20 protein-coding genes are annotated in these 21,771 nt (G+C 43.8%); 17 read left to right on the top strand and 3 right to left on the bottom strand.

Annotation, left to right across the window (positions count from 1 at the left end; all coding sequences use genetic code 11):
* Nucleotides 1–51: 51 nt before the first annotated feature.
* Nucleotides 52–504: a pyridoxamine 5'-phosphate oxidase family protein gene (locus MHI32_RS23365; protein ID WP_076129033.1), complete on the top strand. Its 453-nt coding sequence runs from the start codon at nt 52–54 to the stop codon at nt 502–504.
* A gap of 55 nt (nt 505–559) precedes the next feature.
* On the opposite strand, the gene MHI32_RS23360 is transcribed toward MHI32_RS23365, so the two are convergent.
* Nucleotides 560–1,135 carry a YhcN/YlaJ family sporulation lipoprotein gene (locus MHI32_RS23360; protein WP_340011019.1) on the bottom strand — a complete coding sequence of 192 codons (576 nt, stop codon included), beginning with the start codon at nt 1,133–1,135 and terminating at the stop codon, nt 560–562.
* 107 nt (nt 1,136–1,242) lie between these two features.
* Here MHI32_RS23360 and MHI32_RS23355 point away from each other — a divergent pair, with 107 nt between their 5' ends.
* Together MHI32_RS23355 and MHI32_RS23350 are read left to right on the top strand one after the other, a co-directional pair.
* Nucleotides 1,243–2,574 (top strand): PhoH family protein, encoded by a 1,332-nt coding sequence (locus MHI32_RS23355; protein ID WP_036683710.1) that lies wholly within the window; start codon nt 1,243–1,245, stop codon nt 2,572–2,574.
* A gap of 380 nt (nt 2,575–2,954) precedes the next feature.
* Nucleotides 2,955–4,181, top strand: a complete 1,227-nt coding sequence (locus tag MHI32_RS23350; RefSeq protein ID WP_340011017.1) for an extracellular solute-binding protein — start codon at nt 2,955–2,957, stop codon at nt 4,179–4,181.
* Here MHI32_RS23350 and MHI32_RS23345 read toward each other — a convergent pair.
* Both MHI32_RS23345 and MHI32_RS23340 read right to left on the bottom strand, forming a co-directional pair.
* Nucleotides 4,173–5,300 (bottom strand): hypothetical protein, encoded by a 1,128-nt coding sequence (locus MHI32_RS23345; RefSeq protein ID WP_254857085.1) that lies wholly within the window; start codon nt 5,298–5,300, stop codon nt 4,173–4,175. The two genes, MHI32_RS23350 and MHI32_RS23345, sit on opposite strands and share 9 nt — an antisense overlap.
* Nucleotides 5,301–5,439: 139 nt before the next feature.
* Complete coding sequence (locus MHI32_RS23340) at nt 5,440–5,676, bottom strand: DUF2626 family protein (RefSeq protein WP_036683705.1); 237 nt, start codon at nt 5,674–5,676, stop codon at nt 5,440–5,442.
* Nucleotides 5,677–6,021: 345 nt separating this feature from the next.
* Here MHI32_RS23340 and MHI32_RS23335 point away from each other — a divergent pair, with 345 nt between their 5' ends.
* From MHI32_RS23335 to MHI32_RS23270, 14 genes are all read left to right on the top strand, one after another.
* The gene (locus MHI32_RS23335; RefSeq protein WP_036683702.1) at nt 6,022–6,672 is read left to right on the top strand and encodes an RsfA family transcriptional regulator; all 651 of its coding nucleotides are present in this window, start codon (nt 6,022–6,024) and stop codon (nt 6,670–6,672) included.
* Between the two features lie 107 nt (nt 6,673–6,779).
* The gene (locus MHI32_RS23330; RefSeq protein ID WP_076278782.1) at nt 6,780–7,742 is read left to right on the top strand and encodes a 2-dehydropantoate 2-reductase; all 963 of its coding nucleotides are present in this window, start codon (nt 6,780–6,782) and stop codon (nt 7,740–7,742) included.
* A 21-nt stretch (nt 7,743–7,763) separates the two neighbouring features.
* Nucleotides 7,764–8,150: a DUF3397 domain-containing protein gene (locus tag MHI32_RS23325; RefSeq protein ID WP_076129040.1), complete on the top strand. Its 387-nt coding sequence runs from the start codon at nt 7,764–7,766 to the stop codon at nt 8,148–8,150.
* Between the two features lie 150 nt (nt 8,151–8,300).
* Complete coding sequence (locus MHI32_RS23320; protein WP_340011014.1) at nt 8,301–10,010, top strand: peptide ABC transporter substrate-binding protein; 1,710 nt, start codon at nt 8,301–8,303, stop codon at nt 10,008–10,010.
* 221 nt (nt 10,011–10,231) lie between these two features.
* Nucleotides 10,232–11,164 carry an ABC transporter permease gene (locus MHI32_RS23315; RefSeq protein WP_036683691.1) on the top strand — a complete coding sequence of 311 codons (933 nt, stop codon included), beginning with the start codon at nt 10,232–10,234 and terminating at the stop codon, nt 11,162–11,164.
* 3 nt (nt 11,165–11,167) lie between these two features.
* Nucleotides 11,168–12,103 (top strand): ABC transporter permease, encoded by a 936-nt coding sequence (locus tag MHI32_RS23310; RefSeq protein WP_036683689.1) that lies wholly within the window; start codon nt 11,168–11,170, stop codon nt 12,101–12,103.
* Nucleotides 12,104–12,114: 11 nt separating this feature from the next.
* The gene (locus MHI32_RS23305) at nt 12,115–13,110 is read left to right on the top strand and encodes an ABC transporter ATP-binding protein (protein ID WP_076278781.1); all 996 of its coding nucleotides are present in this window, start codon (nt 12,115–12,117) and stop codon (nt 13,108–13,110) included.
* Nucleotides 13,107–14,027, top strand: coding sequence for an ATP-binding cassette domain-containing protein (locus MHI32_RS23300; RefSeq protein ID WP_036683682.1), 921 nt, complete (start codon nt 13,107–13,109; stop codon nt 14,025–14,027). The genes MHI32_RS23305 and MHI32_RS23300 overlap by 4 nt, the downstream gene beginning before the upstream one ends.
* Nucleotides 14,028–14,257: 230 nt before the next feature.
* The gene (gene bshC, locus MHI32_RS23295; protein WP_076129044.1) at nt 14,258–15,889 is read left to right on the top strand and encodes a bacillithiol biosynthesis cysteine-adding enzyme BshC; all 1,632 of its coding nucleotides are present in this window, start codon (nt 14,258–14,260) and stop codon (nt 15,887–15,889) included.
* A gap of 165 nt (nt 15,890–16,054) precedes the next feature.
* Complete coding sequence (locus MHI32_RS23290; RefSeq protein WP_170914265.1) at nt 16,055–17,326, top strand: adenosylhomocysteinase; 1,272 nt, start codon at nt 16,055–16,057, stop codon at nt 17,324–17,326.
* 263 nt (nt 17,327–17,589) lie between these two features.
* On the top strand, nt 17,590–18,027 hold the full coding sequence (gene mraZ, locus MHI32_RS23285; RefSeq protein WP_036683674.1) for a division/cell wall cluster transcriptional repressor MraZ: 438 nt from the start codon (nt 17,590–17,592) through the stop codon (nt 18,025–18,027).
* A 36-nt stretch (nt 18,028–18,063) separates the two neighbouring features.
* Nucleotides 18,064–19,017, top strand: a complete 954-nt coding sequence (gene rsmH, locus MHI32_RS23280) for a 16S rRNA (cytosine(1402)-N(4))-methyltransferase RsmH (RefSeq protein ID WP_036683671.1) — start codon at nt 18,064–18,066, stop codon at nt 19,015–19,017.
* Between the two features lie 23 nt (nt 19,018–19,040).
* On the top strand, nt 19,041–19,433 hold the full coding sequence (locus MHI32_RS23275; RefSeq protein WP_036683668.1) for a septum formation initiator family protein: 393 nt from the start codon (nt 19,041–19,043) through the stop codon (nt 19,431–19,433).
* A 46-nt stretch (nt 19,434–19,479) separates the two neighbouring features.
* Entirely contained in the window at nt 19,480–21,714 is a 2,235-nt protein-coding gene (locus tag MHI32_RS23270; protein ID WP_076129051.1) for a penicillin-binding transpeptidase domain-containing protein, read from the top strand.
* Nucleotides 21,715–21,771 lie beyond the last annotated feature (57 nt).

Genomic DNA, 21,771 nt, shown 5'->3' with positions numbered 1-21,771 from the left:
CTATAATATAATAAATCGAATGAATTAACGTCGCATAGGGGGCCAGTACTTATGTCCGAAGCCGTTGCTCAGCTGAATGAAACTTTGCTATCGATGCTGCAATCGGAAACCTTTGTTCTTCTAAACACAGTTGATGCGGAGACAGGCGGTCCTACATCCACAGCTATTTCGTGGCTTTATGCTGTTAGTCCTAGTACTGTGCGTTTGGCTATTGATCATCGTTCAAGACTTGTGAATAATATGAAGGTTAATCCATTAATAACTATAACTGTGTTTGGTGAAGGAACTGTATATGCCATTAACGGTAGTGCTGCTGTAAGGCAGGACCCGCTAGAAGATGTTCCTTTTAAGATGTGCTGTTTTGATGTTGAAATTCAAGCGGTCCGCAACGCGCTTTTTTACGGCGCTCAGCTTGACTCCGCCCCAAGATATGCGAAAGTTTATGATGGACGTGCCGCTGAGAAGTTGGACGGACAAGTATTTGCTGCCATGAAAAAAGCCTAGTGAAAATATCACTGGGCTTTTTTTGAACTCAAAGAACATCTTTTGTTCTTAATCTCTACTGTGCATTTTTTTGCCGCTTGGTATCCTCTGGCAGCTGTGGCATGATTCGTCCGATAATATCGGCCAGCTCGGATGAGAATCCGGATATCGGATGTCCCTTGGAGATATGGCGGCTCATTTCCGCTAATCTGCTGGAGAGATCCATATCCGCAGTGACAAGCGCCCGTACACTTCTTGGGTCTTTGCGGATGGCTTCCGCTACAGAATATTTGATGCTTCCTACACGTGAACGGCCCAGAGAACCTTCTACATCAAGACCAACTATGGCAACTTTGTTCATGACTACACAGTGTGCGCCATTTACACCGGGAACTCTTTTGGCCAACTGTTCAAAATGATCCTTAAGTGCAATTTCACTTTCTCCATTAACATTGACGGCTTGACCAGCTTTTGAGGTGGCTTTAGGATTAGTCGCACCATCATTGGACAATTGCCGAACTTCATGGTTCCCCGTACCCTTTACAGCATTCGCAGATTGTTTATTCTGAGGAGAGGGTGATGTCTTTTTATTAGCGATACCGCAGCTTGTCAGTAGCAGCAGTACCAGCAACAGACATATTGATTTTCTCATATGTGATTACTCCTTTCAGCCAAAGAATCGTTTCTGTACCATATCTTTTCCCTTGGCGGAAAGAGTTATGTATGATCAATCAAACCAGGCGCTGTGGAGGGGATAATATGAACAAGATATTTGTGCTAGATACCAACGTGCTTTTGCACGACCCCAATTCAATTTTCTCTTTCAAGGAGCATGAGGTGGTTATTCCGGCTGTTGTGCTGGAAGAAATCGACTCCAAGAAGCGCAATGCTGACGAAATCGGTCGGAATGCCCGTACGGTATCCCGATTGCTTGATGGACTCCGGGAACTAGGTCATTTGCATAGTGGTGTGGAACTGGAGCATGGAGGCAAGCTGAAGGTAGAACTTAACCATCGCAGTTTTGTGAAGGTACAGGAAATGTTTGGCGAGGTGTCTAACGACAATCGGATTTTGGCTGTTGCTCTCAATTATTTGAATGAAGAGAATGAGAAGCCCGATCCGCGTCCCGTTGTGCTTGTGAGCAAGGATGTACTGGTTCGTATTAAAGCGGATGTACTGGGAATTACGCCAGAGGATTATTTGTCAGATCGTACTGGAGACTTAAATGAACTATACACTGGTTACCAATCTCTGCAGGTTCATCCCGCATTGATTGATGAATATTACAGTCACCGCTCTCTGACGGTAAAACAGCTTGCGTTGTCGTATCCGTTGTACCCTCATGAATTTGTGATTCTCAAGGATGAGATTGGCACTGGCAAATCAGCTCTTCTCAAAGTGAATAGTGATGCCACACGTCTGGAGCCACTCTATCTGGGCAATGATTCGGTTTGGGGGATTAGCGCCCGTAATGCTCAACAACGAATGGCACTGGAGCTGCTGCTAAATGATGAAATCCCACTCGTAACGATCACGGGTAAGGCTGGGACAGGGAAGACGTTATTGGCGCTTGCAGCCGGACTATTCAAAGTGGAGGATGAACATAAATACAAAAAATTGCTTATCGCCCGTCCGGTCGTTCCTATGGGTAAAGACATTGGGTATTTGCCCGGTGAGAAGGATGAGAAGCTTAGACCCTGGATGCAGCCTATTTATGATAATCTGGAATTCCTGTTCGATACCAAAAAAGCTGGCGATATCGATAAAATCTTAATGGGGTTAGGAAGTATACAGGTAGAAGCCTTAACCTATATTCGCGGCCGTTCAATCCCATCACAGTTCATTATTATTGATGAGGCGCAGAACCTTTCCCGTCATGAGGTGAAGACCATTGTCTCCAGAGCGGGAGAAGGAAGTAAAGTCATTCTAATGGGCGATCCGGAGCAAATCGATCATCCATATCTGGATGCTGCGAGCAACGGACTGAGCTATATCGTCGAGAAGTTTAAACAGCAAGGGATTAGCGGACATATTACTTTGGAAAAAGGTGAGCGTTCCCGCTTGGCGCAATTGGCCGCGGATCTACTCTAACGGTTCATCAATCCTATTTTCAGCCGGGAGAAGCAAACACTCCCGGCTTTTTCCTGCCCGCCCGGAAACGGCAGAGGAATTTAAAGTTGGTTGTGGTGATTAGAGCCATGGAAAGAAAGTCTGGAACTGTAGAAGCGAAGCGTTCGCCTTTATCCTCGGATTTTAACCGCATGATGCGGTAATTAAATCAGGAAATCTGAGGATAACAGCGATCGGAAGTCCAAAGCTTTCTTGTAATGGCGGTCAGATCACCTTCCTATTTTTAATGCCTCTGGCGTTTCACCCATATAATAGAAAGAGAACGGTTTCACAAACTAAAGACAAGCACCGGAGGGTTTGGTAAAATAGGGGAGACCAATCAAAAGGGAAGGTGGGAAATCGTGCTGAAACGCAAAAATTATTGGCTGCTTTTTGCAATTTTACTACTATCGCTGACAAGCCTGTCGCCCAGTATGGAATTAAGTACCAGTAACGATCCACGTCCTATGAAAAGACCACAAAGTCAGTCGACTCATCCCTCTTCCGGAGATGAGGGAACTATAGATAGCTTACACATAAGAGTATCTTTAAATAGCGAAGAATTTAGTGAACTGGAGCTCCTTAGCAACCGTTATACCTTAGAAAGTGGAGTAAAGATTATTTTAAGCAATGTGGATATGGAGGATGCCGATGAGGTATTGAAGCATGATTTAACGATCGGGGACAGCCCGGATATTGTCATGGCAGATGGAAGAAGCATTCTGGACTGGGCCACACGTGGATATTTATTGCCTATGGATGTGTATCAGAGCGTTCCGGGGAGTGCGCCGTTAACACAGTTGATCCCCTGGATGCAGTGGAATGGATATAATTGGGGAGTCCCGTTAGATATAGATCCTTACGTGCTTGTTTATTCCCCACAACGGCTGGCGGAGCTGGGTTTTAATGCATTACCCAAAAGCCTCGAAGAGTGGAATATCCTGCTTCAGAATGTGCTTAAAGAGCAAGGGAAATATTTACTCGCGATGGATACCCGTAATCCTTATGGATTGTCAGCGGTAATGGAGAGCATGAATAGCAGCTTGTTAGCAGATAACCAAGAAGTGTTGAATTGGACTCAGAACGCCCGCAGTTATTTTTATCTCACCAGCCGCTACAATAAAGATGTCTGGGATATGCTACAAGGAGGTAGTGTCGCCGTTGCTTCATTACCGTTATCCGAGTGGCAGAAGTATGGAAATTCATCCCTTGCTGCTGTACCGGCCCTGACTGCTAATAATGGGGGTGGGTTTGAATCCTGTTACAGTCGATCTTTTGCCCTTCCAGCTCAATCTCAAAGTCCAAAGGAAGCTGTGAATTGGCTGACCTTTATCACCTCAGAGGATGCTCAGCTGGATTGGTTGGAGAATACGGGGAGCTTGCCGGCGCTTGATGTTCTTTATCGTTCGGAGCATGCTTTTAAATACAAGCTTCCCTTCGATGTTGAGCTATTGCTGACAGAAGAAACCGCCCCGGAGGATGAGTCACAGGGCGGCTGGAGTAAGGTTGTTGAAGCTGTATCGTTACTATTAACAGGGCAGATAGATGCGGAAGGCTACAAAGAATTTCTAAAAGAAGGCCTAAAATGAAATGGAAAGCTTAACATGCAAGACGCCCTCTTGGCTATCTACTGCCGTGGCACGAAGGAAAGATACTATTTTGCCTGGATAAAAGCCTAAGTCAAATTCTTCTTCCAACGTTTTTCTTGTTGTGTCAGGCAATTCAAGACCGTTAAATACAATATGATCGACTTGGAATATAAGGCCGTTGATCGGTTCTTCCTGAATGGTATAGTGACCGGTCAGTGAAAGGGCTAGCGCTCCGCTTTTTCCAGTGGCAGTAATCGATCCGTCATTGAAATGAAAGGCGAAGTCTTTAAACAGCGAATTCTGCGATTGCAAAAATTCATTCAGATCCTCTTCCTTCAGGTTTAGCTCATAAGTCATTCCTTTACGGGTCAGTACACCCTCTCGATTCTGAACAAACTGTGGTAGTTTATTCATTGCGGAGGATAACGCCTTGAAATAGGTTTTTACCTCGTGCAGGCCGATATTCTCCCAATATAATGTGAATTCTTTAAGTAGAGTACTCATATTTTCAGGATCGCTGCTATTTTTAATCCCACCCTCAATATCCTTGTTGAGCGCGTTTACCCGAACTTGCTGTTCCTCCAGAGCCGTACGCAATCGGGCGAGCTCTTCCGAGTTTCGCTTCGCAGTCTGAAGGGTATCCTTCAAATCCTTATATTGTTCTTCATATTGTGAGAGAATATCGCGGTCATTTCCAATAATAATCTCATAATAATCGAACAGAGCCAGGAATCTGCTGATACTTTTTGCTGAAAAAAACGCGGCCAGAAGATTATCTCTATCCCCCATATAATAAGAACGCACAACTGCACCTGCCCGTTCCTGTTGGTCCGCAATGGCTGTTTTTTTCTGGGTAGCTTGTCTGTTCAGGCTTTCTACCTTTTGTTCAAGCGCTTTTTGTTCGGCTGTAATCTTGATGATTTCACGTTCAATTTCTGCAGAAGACAAGGTCTGTTCAAGTAGTTTACGGGTTTCTTCATTATCTGGTATAGCAGAATTGAAAAAATCACCGCTAGGATCGGCAGACAAGTACTTCACAGGTTGTAACGGAAACAAAGTACAGCAGAAGAGAATTAGTATGGTTGCAATCATGCGGCTTTGTAAATTGCGGGAGCGCACCACACCACCACCTTTTTTTGAAATGATATATGTATGTACTAATAATATGTTTAACCCTTCTAAAATAGCATACAAACAAAAAAACGGAAGTGATCCTTATAAGATAAGGACCTCATCCGCTCCAAAAGAGTACTGCAATTTATAGTGGAAGACCCATTTGAAAGATCGTCCAATAACTAAATCCGGTGAAAGTCAGAATCATGTATGCCCAGAAGAGAAGAACATAAGTTTTTTCAGTAAATTTCATATAGCCAAGTATTACGAAAAATGCAGTTTGTAAAAAGAAAAGCAAGGCCATTTCTGTTAGACCTCCGGCGAAAGCCATCAATCCAATAGCTAATGTGAAAAAACCTAATACCCGAAACATGCGGTCCAAGAGAGAGTCCCCCTTCCAGTATGTATCTCACGAATATTCCTTCGATTTATTATACCCTCAACATAATTATGTGTAAACGAATTCATTGAAAAAAATGCACTAATCTTCAAAAAATGTGATTTTTATAATTGACCTGAGTGATTAGTGCTTTAAAAAAGAGAATTTATAGTTTTATGCGTATGATGTACGCAGATAATGGAAATACAAATTAGTATCAAATAGATTCTATGAACTCTATGAGAAGCATAGAAATGGAGTAAGCAGCTTTTATCCCTATTCACTACCCGGCAGAACTGCCGGTTATGGAGATGGTTATTTCATGACGTTGTTAGGAGGTTTGGCTTTATGACAGCCGTTAGACAGGACGCTTGGAGTGCAGAAGATGATCTAATATTGGCAGAAGTAACTTTGCGACACATTCGGGAGGGCAGCACACAGCTTGCCGCTTTTGAAGAGGTGGGTGAAAAAATCGGCAGAACTTCGGCCGCTTGCGGATTCCGCTGGAACAGTTGTGTTCGGAAAAGTTATGAAGGTGCAATCGGTATTGCTAAAGGGCAACGTCAAAAGCGTAGCTACCTGAAAAAGCAGCCGTCAGTAAGAGGAGCGCAAGTAGCTGGTCTCATTCTGGGTGATGTCGATGAGGAATTTGGGCGCGGTGAGGGATTAAGTGAAAACACATTATCCATTGATGCGGTCATTCGTTTCTTAAGACAATGGAAGGGTACGATCCAGGAAGCAGGACGTCAGCTGAAAATGCTGGAAAGAGACCTGCGCGAGAAGGAAGATGAATTAACAGAATTACGATCTGAGAATGAACGGTTGTCTAAAGAGGTTAATCTTGCTCAAAGCGACTACCGGGTAGTCAACGATGATTACAAAGCTTTAATTCAGATTATGGATCGTGCTCGCAGGCTTGCTTTCTTAAATGAAGAAGAAGAAGAAATGAAGACTCGTTTCAAAATGGATGGTAACGGAAATTTAGAACGCATTGAATAAACGATAGGTTAACTAACAATCCCGCAAGTGGTCTGCTTTTTAAGCACCACTTGCGGGGTTTTTGGTATACTTAGAAAAATTGTGCTTAAGATCAGCAGGAGGGTTATATGAAAATTGATATAATTGGTGCAGGTTCACTCGGGCTGCTGCTGGCAGGGAGACTGATCCAAGCCGGGAATGATGTGAGGCTATGGTGCCGAGGGATAGAACAATGCCAACGATTAGGGCGTGATGGCTTAACGGTTACCTACGAGGATGAACGCGAGCCGATAACAATTTCGGAAGATCAGTTTGTATCCGCGCCAATAGGGGAGTTCGCAGGTGCTTATCTAGAAGAGCCGAGTGATTGGATCGTGGTGACGGTTAAACAGAATACTCTACATAATGATTTGCCTGAATTTCTATCCCTACTTAAGGAAGAGCAAGTACATATGATTTGTTTTCAGAATGGTACAGGACATATGGAGATGTTAGGAGGCATGTTGCCAAACGCCAATTTATATGTAGCTGTGACTACGGAGGCTGCGAAGCGCAAATCATTAACTGAAGTCATTCATGCAGGAGCAGGGGAGGTGTGGATAGGAAAATGGAGCTTAGGGGATGGACAAGCTCATAGCATACATAATGATTTAAAAGCGAATAATTTAATAGAAGTTCTCATAATGGCAGGATTCGCAGCCTTTTTGTCGAATGAAGTGGATACCATGATTTACCGGAAGCTCTTGATCAATGCCGTTATAAATCCACTCACGGCGATTTGGCGTATTCCAAATGGGGAGCTGTTGTCTTCAGAGCAACGCCTCCAATTAATGAAGGAAGTTTTTGAAGAAGCAATAATGGTGTATGATTTCTGTGAAATTACTTATGATAAGGATGCTTGGGATAACATCCTTCAGGTGTGCCGGTTAACGTCTGGCAATATTTCATCTATGCTGGCAGATGTACTTGCTTCAAGAACCACAGAAATTCGTTGGATCAATGGAAGTCTTGTAGAAATGGCAGAACGATCTGGAGTGTCGGCACCATTAAATCGCTGGCTCTGCCAATTAGTAGAAGGTATTGGGGTATGATCTCTGGGGAGAGGTGAAGCTATGGGACTGCTGATGGATTCGGTTATTACTTTAAGCGTTATTCCGATTGTGCCGTTTTTGATTGTTTTTTTCATTGGAAAGGGCTTAAAAAAAGATAAAAAGAAAACTTTTATGCTCGCTATGGACGTGACCACATTTTTTTTATTATTGTCGGTCTCCGCATTGTTTAATAACATCTTTAATTCCGGTTTTGGGTTTTACCTTATACTAATTATTGTATTAATATCCGCTGGACTGATTGGCGGAGCTCAAAATCGGATGAAAGGAAAGGTAGATGGGAAGCGGTTATTTCGGGCAGTTTGGAGACTTTCGTTCTTTTTTATGAGCTTCGGATATTTATTATTTATGTTTGTTGGGCTAATTACCTACATATCACAAGCGATGTAACGTTCCACTGCTTCGGTGAAGCGTCAACGTCACAAAAGTTTAAAGTTTTAAAAAAAAAATATTTTCTGAAAACATTGCACTAGATTTTTTTGACCACTGGTTGTATAATCATAAACCATATACCACATTCTATTTAGGGGGAACTGCTAGATGAAGAAGAGTAAAAGTCTATTGCTAATGATTGCATTAGTACTTGTTATCGGCACAGTGCTTGCTGGCTGCGGCGGAAACAATGCAAACAGCGGCAATAAAGGTAACAATGCTAACACTGGTAACACGGCAACTGGTAATGCAGCTACAGAAGAAAAATTGGCTGCTGACCAAACATTGAGAATTAACCTTAGTTCTGAGCCTCCAACATTTGACCCAGGATTGGCTCAAGATAGCCAAGCTCACACTGTCCTGACAACAATGTACGAAGGTCTGACTCGCATGAATGCTGAATCTGGTCAAGCTGAACCAGGTGTTGCTGAAAGCTGGGAAGTTTCCGCTGACGGTCTGGTATATACTTTCAAACTCCGTGATTCACAATGGAGTAATGGCGATCCTGTAACAACAGAAGACTTCGTTCGCGCTTGGAAACGCGTGCTCGATCCTGCTGCTGCATCCGCTGCACCTTACGCTTATCAATTGTACTACATCAAAAATGCTCAAAAGTTCTACAACAAGGAAATTACCGATTTCAGTCAAGTAGGTGTCAAAGCGGTTGATGAGAAAACTCTTGAAGTTACTCTTGAAGCCCCAACTCCTTACTTCCTTGGATTGCTTTCCTTCTACACTTATTACCCTGTACACAAATCCATTGATAGTAATCCTAAATGGGCAACAAGCAAAGATACTATGATCGTTAACGGTGCTTTCACTCTTACAGAGTGGACTACAGGTCAAACACTTGTTGTAACTAAAAACGATAAATATTGGGATAAAGATTCCATTAAACTTAACAAAATCGACTTCTCCCTTGTAAACAGCGGTGCAACTGAGCTGCTCAGCTACAAGAACGGTGAATACGATCGTGCCGGTGGACCAACTGGTGAAATTCCATCAGAACAAATTCCAATCGTGCAAAAAGAACTTCCTAACGAATTCAGCCGTAAAGGTATTGCTTCCGTATACTACTACGAATTCAATATCACTGAAAAACCTTTCACAAACGCTAAAATCCGTAAGGCTCTTGCAATGTCCATTAACCGTCAAGCTTTGATTGACAATGTAGTACAAGGTGGACAATTCCCAGCATACGGTTATGTACCTCCGGGTATCGCTGGTGCTGATGGTGAATACCGTACAGCAGTTAAAGATAGCTACTTCACTGAAGATCTAGAACAAGCTAAAACATTGCTTGCTGAAGGTCTGAAAGAAGAAGGTATGGATAAACTGCCTACATTCTCCCTGACTTACAACACAAGTGAAGGTCACAAGAAAATCGCTTTGGCGATTGCTGATATGTGGAAAAACAATCTTGGTATCGACGTACAAACCGTTAACCAAGAGTGGGCTGTATTTATTGAAAACCGTCAAAACCTGAACTACCAAGTTGCTCGTGCTGGTTGGACTGCGGATTACAATGATCCAATGACTTTCCTTGATATGTGGGTAACAGGTGGCGGTAACAATGATACTGGTTACGCTAACCCTGAGTATGACAAATTGATCAGCGAAGCTAAAACAAGCACTGACTTGGCAGTACGTCAAGAAAAGTTTGCTGCAGCTGAGAAATTGCTCATTGAGCAAGATATGGTTCTGATTCCTTTGTACTACTACACTAACAACTCCCTGACTAAAGAGTACCTTAAAGGTGTTACTCTTGACTTTAGTGGTGCAATTGACTTGACTCGCGGATACTTGCTTGAGCACTAAGATATTGCTTTAGTAATTACAACAGAATAGTTAGTTGACTGAAGTTGCAGAATACTTCGGGATATATATGTGGAATTCCATATATATCCCTTTTTTTTGTATTCCTGTCTATTTGTTAATTAATGTTATTAATAACATATATAGAAAATAGACAAAAATCCGTTTTTTTCATAAAATCATTATTATGTGTATCAAAAATTGTCGGAGGAGGTGTGATGGGGATGGTTCGTTATGTCGCAAATAAGTTTTTCTATATGTTGGTTTCTCTATTTGTATTGATTTCAGCTACCTTTTTCTTGATGAAAGCTATTCCGGGGGATCCGTTTACTTCTGAAAAGAAGGTACCGCCAGAAATTAAAGCACGTCTGATGGAACAATATGGTCTGGACAAGCCGCTCTCTCATCAGTATTTTAAGTATTTAGGTGATATTATCCAAGGTGACCTAGGTGTCTCAATGAAACGCCTAAATCAAGATGTATCACATTTGATCAGTCAAACCTTTTCAGCGTCGCTGAAGCTGGGACTCGTCGCAATCGTTGTGGCGGTTATTGTCGGAGTATTTCTCGGCATGTTGGCGGCACTCTATCACAGAAAGTTTATTGACAGCGCAGCTATGGTGCTGGCAGTTCTGGGGATTGCGGTTCCGAGCTTTGTAGTCGCGTCATTACTGCAGTATGTATTTGCTTTCAAACTGGGTTGGGTACCGGTTTCAGGTTTTAAAGGGCCAATCTATTATTTCTTACCCGTGGCCGCGCTCTCGGCACAGCCGATCGCCTTTATCGCCCGCTTGACCCGTTCAAGTATGCTTGAAGTTTTGAATGCGGATTATATCAAAACGGCTAAAGCAAAGGGATTGAGCTGGATGGCTATTCTGAGCCGCCATGTACTTCGTAACGGAATTCTACCTGTTGTTACTTATATGGGTCCAATGACAGCTAACATCGTAACTGGTTCGGTTGTTATCGAGCAGATCTTTGGTGTTGGGGGTATTGGTAAACAGTTCGTGGAAGCGATTGGTGTCCGTGACTATACCGTTATTATGGGGATAACCATTTTCTATGGTGTATTACTCATGGTTGCCCGCTTTATTACGGATATTGCTTATGTATTAATTGACCCACGTATGAAATTAAGTGGAGGAAAGGAGGGCTAAATAGTGGCTACTGAAAATAACTTGCTAAATCTAAAACCGGAAGATTTTCAAAAAGTCGGTGTAGATGAAAAAGAAGCCGAAGTTATCCAGCGTGAGAGTCTCTCTGCTTGGAAAGACTCTTGGCAACGGTTGCGTCAAAATAAAATGGCGATGACTGCGCTCGGTATCCTGGGTTTGATTGTACTTGCAGCGATTTTTGCACCTTTTATCTCGAAATATAACTATTATTCTAATGATTTGATGAGCACCAATAAGCCCCCTTCCTCCGATCACTGGTTTGGAACGGATGATCTTGGTCGTGATATCTTTGTTCGTACTTGGTACGGTGCACGGATTTCCTTGATCGTTGGTCTTGCTGCGGCAGCCATCGACTTGTTCATCGGTGTTATCTACGGAGGCATTATGGGCTTCTTCGGCGGCCGTGTAGATAATATTATGAATAAATTCTCTGAAATTTTGTATTCTATTCCTTATTTGCTGGTTGTAATCTTGCTCTTGGTCGTTCTTGAGCCAAGTCTTGGAACAATCATCCTAGCTCTAACCATTACAGGCTGGATTACGATGTCGTGGATTGTGCGTGGAGAAATTATGCAGCTCAAGAATCGTGAATTCGTATTGGCGTCCCGTTCCATGGGTGCTGGTTCTGCGAGACTGTTGTTCAAGCACCTTCTGCCGAATGCGGTTGGTCCGATTATCGTAACCATTACACTGTCTGTACCAAATGCTATCTTTGCTGAGGCCTTCCTAAGCTTCTTGGGTCTTGGTGTACAAGCTCCTGTTGCTTCACTTGGATCGATGATCAATGACTCACTCACCGGCTGGTTGTACTATCCATGGCGCTTCTTGTTCCCTGCGATCCTAATCAGCTTAACAATGCTTTCTTTCAACATTTTCGGTGATGGTCTTCGTGACGCGCTTGATCCTAAGCTGAAGAAATAGGAGGAATATGGATGGAACCTATTTTACAAGTCAAAGATTTGCATATTTCCTTTTTTGTTAAGGGCGGAGAAGTACAAGCTGTCCGTGGTATGAATTTTGAAGTTGGCAAAGGCGAAACGGTTGCCATCGTCGGCGAGTCCGGCAGCGGTAAGAGTGTAACTGCTCAATCGATTATGCGTTTGATCCCTTCCCCACCTTCTAAAGTGAAAAAGGGAGAGATTATTTTTCAAGGACAGAATCTGCTAGACAAAAGCATGAAAGAAATGGAATCTATTCGCGGTAAAGATATTGGCATGATTTTTCAAGACCCGATGACTTCTCTGAACCCAACCATCAAAGTGGGCAAACAGATCACTGAAGTTTTGATTAAACATCAGAAAATGTCAGCGGCCGAAGCGAAAAAGCAAGGTATGGAGATGTTGAAATTAGTAGGCATCAAAAATGCGGAGGCTCGCTTTAACCAATATCCCCACGAATTCTCAGGCGGTATGCGCCAGCGTGTAATGATCGCAATCGCGTTAGCTTGCCGTCCGGCTTTGCTGATAGCAGATGAGCCTACAACAGCTCTAGATGTAACCATTCAGGCGCAGATCATGGAAGTTATGAGAGAGATGCAGCAAAAACTAGGTACCTCCATTATTCTGATTACACATGATCTGGGCGTAGTTGCTGGCATGTGTGATCGGGTGATTGTAATGTATGCAGGTGAGGTTGTGGAGACCGGAACAAGATGGGAAATCTTTAAAAATCCACAACATCCATACACCAAAGGTCTGCTGCGCTCAATGCCGCGTCTGGACCAAAAGAAAGGCGAGCCGCTTATTCCGATCATCGGCACACCGCCAGATCTGATCAAGCCGCCGATCGGCTGTCCGTTCACTGCTCGTTGCAATGAAGCGATGCATGTGTGCGAACAAATCGATCCCGGCGCCACAGAATTCAGCGAAACGCATATGGCGCGTTGCTGGAATCTGCATTCGATGGCCAAGGAGGTGCAGTACTCTTGAGTAAGAACCTAATAGAGGTAGAAGGTCTTAAGAAATATTTTAATGTAGGTAAAGGTAAGGTTCTTAAGGCTGTAGATAATATTAACTTCACGATCCGTGAGGGCGAGACACTTGGGATGGTAGGTGAGTCCGGTTGTGGTAAGACTACTGCTGGACGTACGATTCTTCGCTTGTATGAGCCAACTGCTGGAAGTGTGAAATATAATGGTACAGACATTTATAAATTGCCTGGAAATCAAATGAAGGCTATGCGCCGTGACATGCAAATGATTTTCCAAGATCCGTACGCATCGCTTAACCCGCGGTTTACGGTTTCTGATATCATCGGCGAGGCACTGGACATTCACGGAATGGCTGGCAGCCGTGCAGAACGTAAGAAACGGATTGAAGAACTGCTGGATATGGTTGGTCTTAACCATGACCATGCAACCCGTTATCCGCATGAATTCTCCGGTGGACAACGTCAACGTATCGGGATTGCCCGTTCGTTAGCGGTTAATCCTAAGTTCATCGTTTGTGATGAGCCGATTTCCGCACTTGACGTATCCATTCAAGCTCAGGTCGTTAACTTGCTTAAAGAATTGCAAGATCGTCTTGGATTGACTTATCTTTTCATCGCGCATGATCTGTCCATGGTTAAACATATCAGTGATCGCGTAGCAGTTATGTACTTGGGTAAAATGGTTGAGTTGGCGGAAAGTGAAGAGCTTTATGCAAATCCTATCCACCCTTATACTAAATCCCTATTGTCGGCTATTCCAGTTCCGGATCCGGAAATTGAAGTCAACAAAAAACGTATTCACTTGCATGATGAGCTTGGCAGCCCTATTTATTCTGCTAACGATAAGACCAATGACAGTGACTTTGAATTAGTAGAAGTATCTAAAGGCCACTTTGTCAGCAAAAAATTCGCATAATTTATACTTAGGTTTTCAAAGGCGGGAGCATTATGCTCTCGCCTCTTGTATGTATTTAGGATATTATTTAATGAATTTATAGTATAATTGAACAGTTGGCTGTACCTGTGTTGCTGATATCAAGACATGTTTTACTTTGACGCGGCTCCTGACTTTGGATACAATCATAGAGAGTTTTTACGAACTTGGATTTACATATAACTGCTTAGTAGAACTGGAGGCACTAGCAAATGAATATTGTAACGGAACCGCTCAAGGGTGGATCTGCACTCTCGCGCGACTATATAGATCATTTTGAAAAGGTTAGTCATTTGTACGGTGGGGATTTCCGCAATAAAGAAAGTAGAAGTAGAAGGGCAGAGTGGCTAGACGGCAGAGAAAGCCTTCGTGCCGACCGGACTCAGATTGCTGAGTGTCTGCGTCAATATAATGAAAAGCATAACTCGCATGATGCGGTGATGGCTTCGCTGGCGCTCTTAGAGCAGCCGGGGACATTAGTGGTGACAGGTGGGCAGCAAAGCGGACTATTTACTGGACCCCTGTTAGTGGTATATAAAGCTGCAACTACCATTATGGCGGCAAAAGAAGCAGCTGAACAACTCGGCCGACCAGTAGTTCCTTTATTCTGGATTGCAGGTGAAGATCATGACTGGGATGAAGTGAATCATACGTATGTACTGAATCGTACGCAGGAGATTACTAAGATTAAGATAGAAAAGTCAGAAGAGAAACGCTCCTCAGTAAGTGATATTCGTGTAGAAGAGGAAAGCTGGCAGCAGGTAGTGGAACAGTTAGACGGTCTGCTTCAGGAAAGCGACTTTAAGCCGCAGATTATGGAATTCATTCGCACTTCTTCTTTTAGAGCAGATAGTATGACGGATGCATTTGCCAAGCTGATGGGTTCATTATTTGGTAAATTTGGTCTAATTCTGCTTGATTCTGCTGATCCCAACTTACGTAAGTTAGAACAGCCATTTTTCACTTCGCTAATTATGCAGAATGATGCACTGGAAACAGCGTATATGAATTCTGCTTCTGATATTGTGGGCGCCGGATATGAGCTTCAGGCTGATGTTACAGCTGGCAATGCCAACCTCTTTTATATTCATGAAGGTACACGGCTTCTGCTTCACAAGAAGGACGGAATCTTTACGGATCGCAAGGGACAGGTATCCTTTTCCCGTGATGAATTACTTGAGGAGGTGCAGGCACATCCGGAACGCTTTAGCAATAATGTGCTGACACGTCCACTTATGCAGGATTATGTGTTGCCTGTTCTGGCAACGGTGCTGGGTCAAGGTGAGATTGCTTACTGGGCCATTCCGCGTCGTGCGTTTGAGACCATTGGGGGAGAAATGCCGTTAATTATCCCTAGAATGTCTTTTACAGTCGTAGAAGGTACGCTGCACAAGCATATGGATAAATATCAACTTAGCTTTGAGGATGTAAGACAAGGACTGGATCATAAAAGACATGAATGGCTGGCCGCACAGGATGAGCTGGGGATAGAACGTCGTTTTGAAGAAACCAAGACCTCATTCGCCGCTATGTACGAACCGCTTATTGAGCAGCTTGGAACGGTTCAGGCAGGTCTGCTTAAGCTGGGGAATAACAATAAAGAGAAGATTCTAGATCAAATTACTTTTTTACAGGCGAAAGCCCAAGATGCAATGGCAAAACAGAACGAAGCTGCAATCCGGCAATGGGAGCGAATCGAGCTGTCGTTAATGCCACTGGGTAAACTGCAGGAAAGAGTGTACAATATCATGTATTACTTGAACCGGTACGGACTTGCTTGGCTGGATGAGTTAATGACGGTTGAACCGGATTACAGTGGAACACATCGCATCATTTATATGTAATGGAAGTATCGCTTCATAAAACTAAGCTTATGCTTACGAAGTGAGTTTTGTACGAAGCAGATTCAATGTAGTAACGCTCACAAAACAAAGCGTATGCTTACGGAGCAAGTTTTATTGCGAAGTGGATCATAGAAGTATAGCTCCATAAAACTTTTAGGAGGTTTCATAATGAGTTCATCTAAACAAAATAGTATCGTGGCTGATATGTCACTCGCACCGGAAGGGCATTTGAAAATCGACTGGGTTCGCCAGCATATGCCGGTACTGAACCGTATTCGTGAGCAGTTTGAAGCAGAACAGCCATTTAAAGGTCTGAAAGTATCGATCACATTGCATTTGGAAGCTAAAACCGCTTATTTGGCGAAGGTTGTCAAAGCTGGTGGTGCAGATGTAACCATTACAGGTTCGAATCCACTATCTACACAGGATGATGTATGTGCAGCGCTTGTGGAGGATGGAATCACAGTATTTGCTAAATACAATCCGTCTCCTGAAGAATTTAAAGCCCTTAATATCAAAGCACTGGAGAGCAAACCGGACTTGATTATTGATGACGGTGGGGATTTTGCTACATTGCTGCATTCGGAGCGTCCTGATCTGATGGAGAATATTCGCGGGGGTGCTGAAGAAACAACTACCGGGATTATTCGTCTAAAAGCTCTGCAAAAGCAAGGCGTATTGAAGTTCCCAATGGTCGCGGTTAATGATGCCTACTGCAAATATTTGTTTGATAACCGTTATGGCACTGGCCAATCGGCATGGGATGGAATTATTCGCACAACCAACCTTATCGTAGCGGGCAAAACAGTAGTTGTTGTCGGTTATGGCTGGTGTGGTAAAGGTGTTGCCATGCGCGCCAAAGGACTTGGAGCAAAAGTGGTTGTCACAGAAGTTGATGCGATTAAAGCCGTTGAAGCACATATGGACGGTTTTGAAGTAATGCCAATGCTGGAAGCAGCTAAGGTTGGTGATTTCTTCGTTACAGTAACTGGTAACCGTTATGTAATTCGCGGTGAACATTATGATGTGATGAAGGATGGAGCAATCATGTGCAACGCGGGCCATTTCGACGTTGAAGTGAATAAGCCTGAGCTGTCGGAAAGATCCGTATCCCAACGTACCGTTCGCAAAAATATCGAAGAGTACCAGCTTCGTGACGGACGTAAATTATATCTGCTTGCCGAAGGCAGACTTGTAAATCTGGGTGCTGCTGATGGTCACCCTGCTGAAATTATGGATACAACCTTTGCACTCCAGGCGCTGTCGCTGAAATATGTAAATGATAATTATAAGAGCATTGGCGTAAAAGTTGAAAATGTTCCTTATGAGCTGGATGAGCAAGTAGCACGTTATAAGCTGGAAAGTCTGGGCATTAACATCGATAGCCTCACTCCGGCACAAGTGGATTATTTGGACAGCTGGAATTTGAACGATTAATAACCGAACGCATAACAATAAAGTGTATTAACCAGTGTACCTTGAACTGAAGCAACTTTTTTAACAAAGCCATGCAACGGACAAGATTCCGATTGTATGGCTTTTTTCTGTGGAGAAATGTTTTTCGGGAAACGAGCTATCTGATTTAGGAAAAATTTCCTTGGCCAGAAAAAGGTTTTTGATTTTTAATGGCGAATCTATTATGCTTAAGTGGTGAAAAGTGGGGTAAAGTGGGGATTCAGGGATTAGGGGTGGGAAAAAGGATGTTCATGGGAGAGTATCAACACAGCATTGACGACAAAGGCCGAATCATTATTCCGGCTAAACTCCGTGAATTGCTCGGAACCTCCTTCGTGACGACCCGCGGCCTAGACTCCTGCCTGTTTGTTTATCCCATGGAAGAATGGGCAATCATGGAACAAAAGCTTAAAAGCCTTTCGCTGATGAAATCAGATGCCCGCGCATTTAGCCGCTTTTTTTTCTCAGGTGCAACTGAATGTGTTTGGGATAAGCAGGGAAGGGTAAATCTGCCGGCCAATTTACGGCAGTATGCCAAACTGGACAAAGACTGTGTCATTCTGGGCGTTTCGAACCGGGTGGAAATCTGGAACAAAGAGCTTTGGGAACAGTACTTCGAACAGTCCGAGGAATCGTTCAACGAAATCGCTGAGAAATTGGTGGATTTCAATTTTGATCTATAAAACACAATAACGAATACTGTCCTGGAGGGATGCAGCTTGTTTCACCACATCACGGTGCTTAAGGAAGAAGCGACAGAAGGGCTGCACATCAAAAAAGACGGAATCTATGTAGATTGCACTCTCGGTGGAGCGGGTCACAGCTCACTTATCGCTTCCAAGCTTAGCGGCGAAGGCCGTTTAATCTGTTTGGATCAAGATGATTGGGCTTTGGAGAACGCCAAAGAAAGATTAGCGGAATACGGAGACAAGGTTGTGACTATTAAGACTAACTTCCGTGATCTGGAGAGTGTACTTAAGGATGTGCCCTTTGTGCCACAAACAGATGGTATTCCCCAAGTAGATGGAGTGCTCTTTGATCTTGGCGTATCCTCTCCCCAGTTTGACGAAGGGGAACGAGGCTTTAGTTACAATCATGATGCTCCGCTGGACATGCGCATGGATCAGTCAGCACTTTTGACGGCTGCTGAAATTGTGAATACATGGTCCGAGCAGGAGATTGCCCGTGTTCTTTTCCAATATGGAGAAGAGAAATTCTCGCGGAGAATCGCTAGAAAAATTGTAGACAGAAGAGAAGAAGCTCCTATTGAGACAACAGGAGAATTAGCAGAACTGATCAAGGAAGGTATCCCGGCAGCTGCTCGAAGAACAGGAGGGCATCCCGCTAAACGTAGCTTTCAAGGATTAAGGATTGCTGTGAATGACGAATTGGGTGCTTTTGAAGAAGGGCTACATAGTGCAGTACGTTGCCTTGCACCAGGAGGCAGAGTATCCGTCATCACCTTTCATTCGCTCGAAGACCGAATTTGCAAGCAAATTTTTAGCAGCTATTTAAGCAGATGTACATGCCCGCCTGACTTTCCGTTTTGCGTATGCGGCGCGAAAGGCACGCTTAAGTTAATCAATCGTAAACCGCTTGTGCCTTCTGAAGAAGAGCTTGAGCTTAATACCCGAGCCCGCTCAGCTAAGCTGCGCATTGCAGAAAAATTGTAATTGACGATAAAGGAGAGTCAGAGATGGCCTATACCCGCGGCAATTTAGCAGTTCAGCCCAAAAGAAAAGAAGAGGTAAACCCCCTTTACCGCGAGAAGACAAAAGTAGTTACCAGACGAAGAGTACTTCCGCTGCAAGAGAAACTTTTGTATATGCTGACGCTAGGAGTATGCGTTCTGGTGGCGATCACCCTGATTTCACGTTACGTCCAAATTTATGATTTGAACTTGCAGGCTCAGAAATTAGATCAGGATATTGCAACAGCCAAGAAGCAGATTTCTACGTATCAGATGGAAAAGCAGAATCTAGAGCAGAAAGTCGCCCAAAAAGCACGGGATCTTGGTTATGTGTCCCCGGATGAGAATGCAACAATCTATATTCCGGCAAGCTCGGCAACGACTCCGGGTGATAATTAGTGAGCGATTGGCAAGATCGCAATAAAAAAAGTTGTGAGGTTCGCTTATGCTGAAAAGAATAAAACTTCGCACGCTGTTTATAGGAGGGTGTATTACCCTCTTTTTTCTTGTTTTGATCGTTAGAGTGTTCTGGATTCAAGTTATGCAAGGTGAGGAATGGCAGGAAAAGGCCGCCACACTTTGGGCGCATTCCTCAACTATCAAAGCGGAGCGAGGTACGATTTCTGACCGTAACGGGAGTGTGCTCGCTAGCGATGTCCCTGCTTATACCGTGGTGGTGAATCCTGAAGTGATTCAACAACAAGGCATCGGGGAAGAGGTCATCACAGGATTACACGAATTGCTCGGCAAACCAGAGGATGAGCTGCGTAAGCTGGTTGAAGCCAAGGACGAAAAGACGGGTGCTTACCTCAAGAACCGTGAGATTCGTAATGAAGGCTGGAAGATTGATCAGGAGCTTGCCGATAAGGTGAAAGAATTTTATGTAGCCCTAGGTAAAGAACATAAAATTCAAGAGACCGGTATTGGGCTTGTTAGAGAGCAGAAACGATATTATCCAAAAGATGAATTAGCTGCACATATCTTAGGTTATACAGATAGGGACGGCAATGCTATCATGGGACTGGAAAAATACTTTGATACGGAGCTTAAGGGTGCCGATGGCAAGCTGCTTTATCAAAGTGACGGTCAAGGGGTAAAATTGCCGGATTCACAAGATACCTATAAGCCAGTAGTAAATGGAAGTAATTTCAAGCTTACAATCGATAGTACGATCCAGCATTATATAGAAGAGGCCATGCAAAAGGCGTATGCGCAATATAAGCCAAAAAGTATGAGTGTCATTGCTGCTGATCCGAACACGATGGAGATTTTGGGATTAGCCAATATGCCTACCTATAATCCAAATGAATTTTGGAAGACCGGGGCCGATGGGGCGGGATTCTATAATCATGCTATTAAATCTAAATACGAGCCTGGTTCCACTTTCAAAATTGTAACGCTTGCCGCCGCAGTAGAAGAGAAGCTTTTTGATCCTGTTGCGACATTTTTGTCCGGGTCCATCCGGATAAAGGGATATAGTAAAGCACTGCATGATATTAATCATGCTGGATGGGGGCAAATCAGTTTTCTTGAAGGTGTGAAACGTTCTAGTAACGTTCTATTCGTTAAGCTATATGAAATGCTCGGACAGGACAAGCTATTACAGTATATCAATGATTTTGGCTTCAATGAGAAAACGGGAATCGATCTGCCAGGAGAAGTAAGCGGGGTAGTTAACCCTAACCTTGGACGTCCTATAGAAATTGCGACACTCGCATATGGACACGGTAAAGTGCTAGTAACCCCACTTCAACAGCTAGTTGCCGTATCTGCTATAGCTAATGGGGGGAAGTTGATGACTCCGTATGTAGTTAAGGAGGTCACAAACCCTAACACTGGTGAGACAAAGGTTACTCAGCCTAGTGTAGTGCGTCAGGTGATTGATGAGGAAAGCGCCAAGAAAACGGGTGAATATTTGGAGCAGGTTGTTGCTGACCAAGTAAAAGGAACAGGCCGCAACGCTTATATTGACGGCTATCGCGTGGCAGGTAAGACAGGAACGGCTATCAAGGTTGAAGGTAAGGATTATGTGAAATCCAAAGTACTTGTCTCCTTTATTGGTTATGCTCCTGTTGATGATCCAAAGATCGCTGTTATTGTCATTATTGACGAACCGAACGTTGAGGTTGGCGGCGGTAAGGCAGCTGCTCCAGTATTTAAAGAGATTGTATCCCAGTCTCTGCAATACATGGGAGTACCTAAGCTGGCGTCTGAGGCTAGTGATAGCAGCAGTAAAAAGCCGGCTAAGACTGAAACAGTCGCACTTCGGACTACACCAGATCTAACAGACAAGACGATGAAGGAAGCAAGAGAAGCACTTTTGGATCAAGGCTTCGATTATGTAGTGGTCGGTGAAGGATCTACTGTAGAGAGTCAATATCCTGAGGCAGGTACTAAGCTTGCTACAGGGCAACGGATCTATTTATTAAGTCCGCAGGGGGCTCAGCCTACCATTCCAGATTTAAAAGGGGAATCCCTGCGTGATGCACTTGAAATTCTAACTCTACTAAAAGTAGAGATTGCGGTAGACGGTGAAGGTTACGTCTCAGAACAGATTGTAGGAACGCAAAATGGCAAGACCTTGGTCACTTTGAAAATGAAGCCATTAAATGATTATGGCGAAGATATTCCCGTGGCCCCGCCTGCTGATGAGGGGACAGATTCCGAGAGCGGAACATAGCTTGTTCTAACCCCTGTTTGTCCCGAATAGTCATGAAGATAAGAGCTCATGTCTATT

Origin of the sequence: Paenibacillus sp. FSL H7-0690, from assembly GCF_037980415.1 — a bacterium.
GTDB lineage: Bacteria > Bacillota > Bacilli > Paenibacillales > Paenibacillaceae > Paenibacillus_AQ > Paenibacillus_AQ odorifer.
Note: the sequence above shows the minus strand (reverse complement) of the source record. Positions and strands in the feature narration are given on the sequence as shown.

Excerpts from the sequence above, each read along its gene's own strand:
- MHI32_RS23360 (WP_340011019.1), bottom strand. The coding sequence starts at position 1,135 with ATGAGAAAATCAATATGTCTGTTGCTGGTACTGCTGCTACTGACAAGC.
- MHI32_RS23355 (WP_036683710.1), top strand. The coding sequence starts at position 1,243 with ATGAACAAGATATTTGTGCTAGATACCAACGTGCTTTTGCACGACCCC.
- MHI32_RS23315 (WP_036683691.1), top strand. The coding sequence starts at position 10,232 with ATGGTTCGTTATGTCGCAAATAAGTTTTTCTATATGTTGGTTTCTCTA.
- bshC (WP_076129044.1), top strand. The coding sequence starts at position 14,258 with ATGAATATTGTAACGGAACCGCTCAAGGGTGGATCTGCACTCTCGCGC.
- MHI32_RS23325 (WP_076129040.1), top strand. The coding sequence starts at position 7,764 with ATGGGACTGCTGATGGATTCGGTTATTACTTTAAGCGTTATTCCGATT.
- mraZ (WP_036683674.1), top strand. The coding sequence starts at position 17,590 with ATGTTCATGGGAGAGTATCAACACAGCATTGACGACAAAGGCCGAATC.
- MHI32_RS23365 (WP_076129033.1), top strand. The coding sequence starts at position 52 with ATGTCCGAAGCCGTTGCTCAGCTGAATGAAACTTTGCTATCGATGCTG.
- MHI32_RS23270 (WP_076129051.1), top strand. The coding sequence starts at position 19,480 with ATGCTGAAAAGAATAAAACTTCGCACGCTGTTTATAGGAGGGTGTATT.
- MHI32_RS23320 (WP_340011014.1), top strand. The coding sequence starts at position 8,301 with ATGAAGAAGAGTAAAAGTCTATTGCTAATGATTGCATTAGTACTTGTT.
- MHI32_RS23335 (WP_036683702.1), top strand. The coding sequence starts at position 6,022 with ATGACAGCCGTTAGACAGGACGCTTGGAGTGCAGAAGATGATCTAATA.
- MHI32_RS23305 (WP_076278781.1), top strand. The coding sequence starts at position 12,115 with ATGGAACCTATTTTACAAGTCAAAGATTTGCATATTTCCTTTTTTGTT.
- MHI32_RS23275 (WP_036683668.1), top strand. The coding sequence starts at position 19,041 with ATGGCCTATACCCGCGGCAATTTAGCAGTTCAGCCCAAAAGAAAAGAA.
- MHI32_RS23330 (WP_076278782.1), top strand. The coding sequence starts at position 6,780 with ATGAAAATTGATATAATTGGTGCAGGTTCACTCGGGCTGCTGCTGGCA.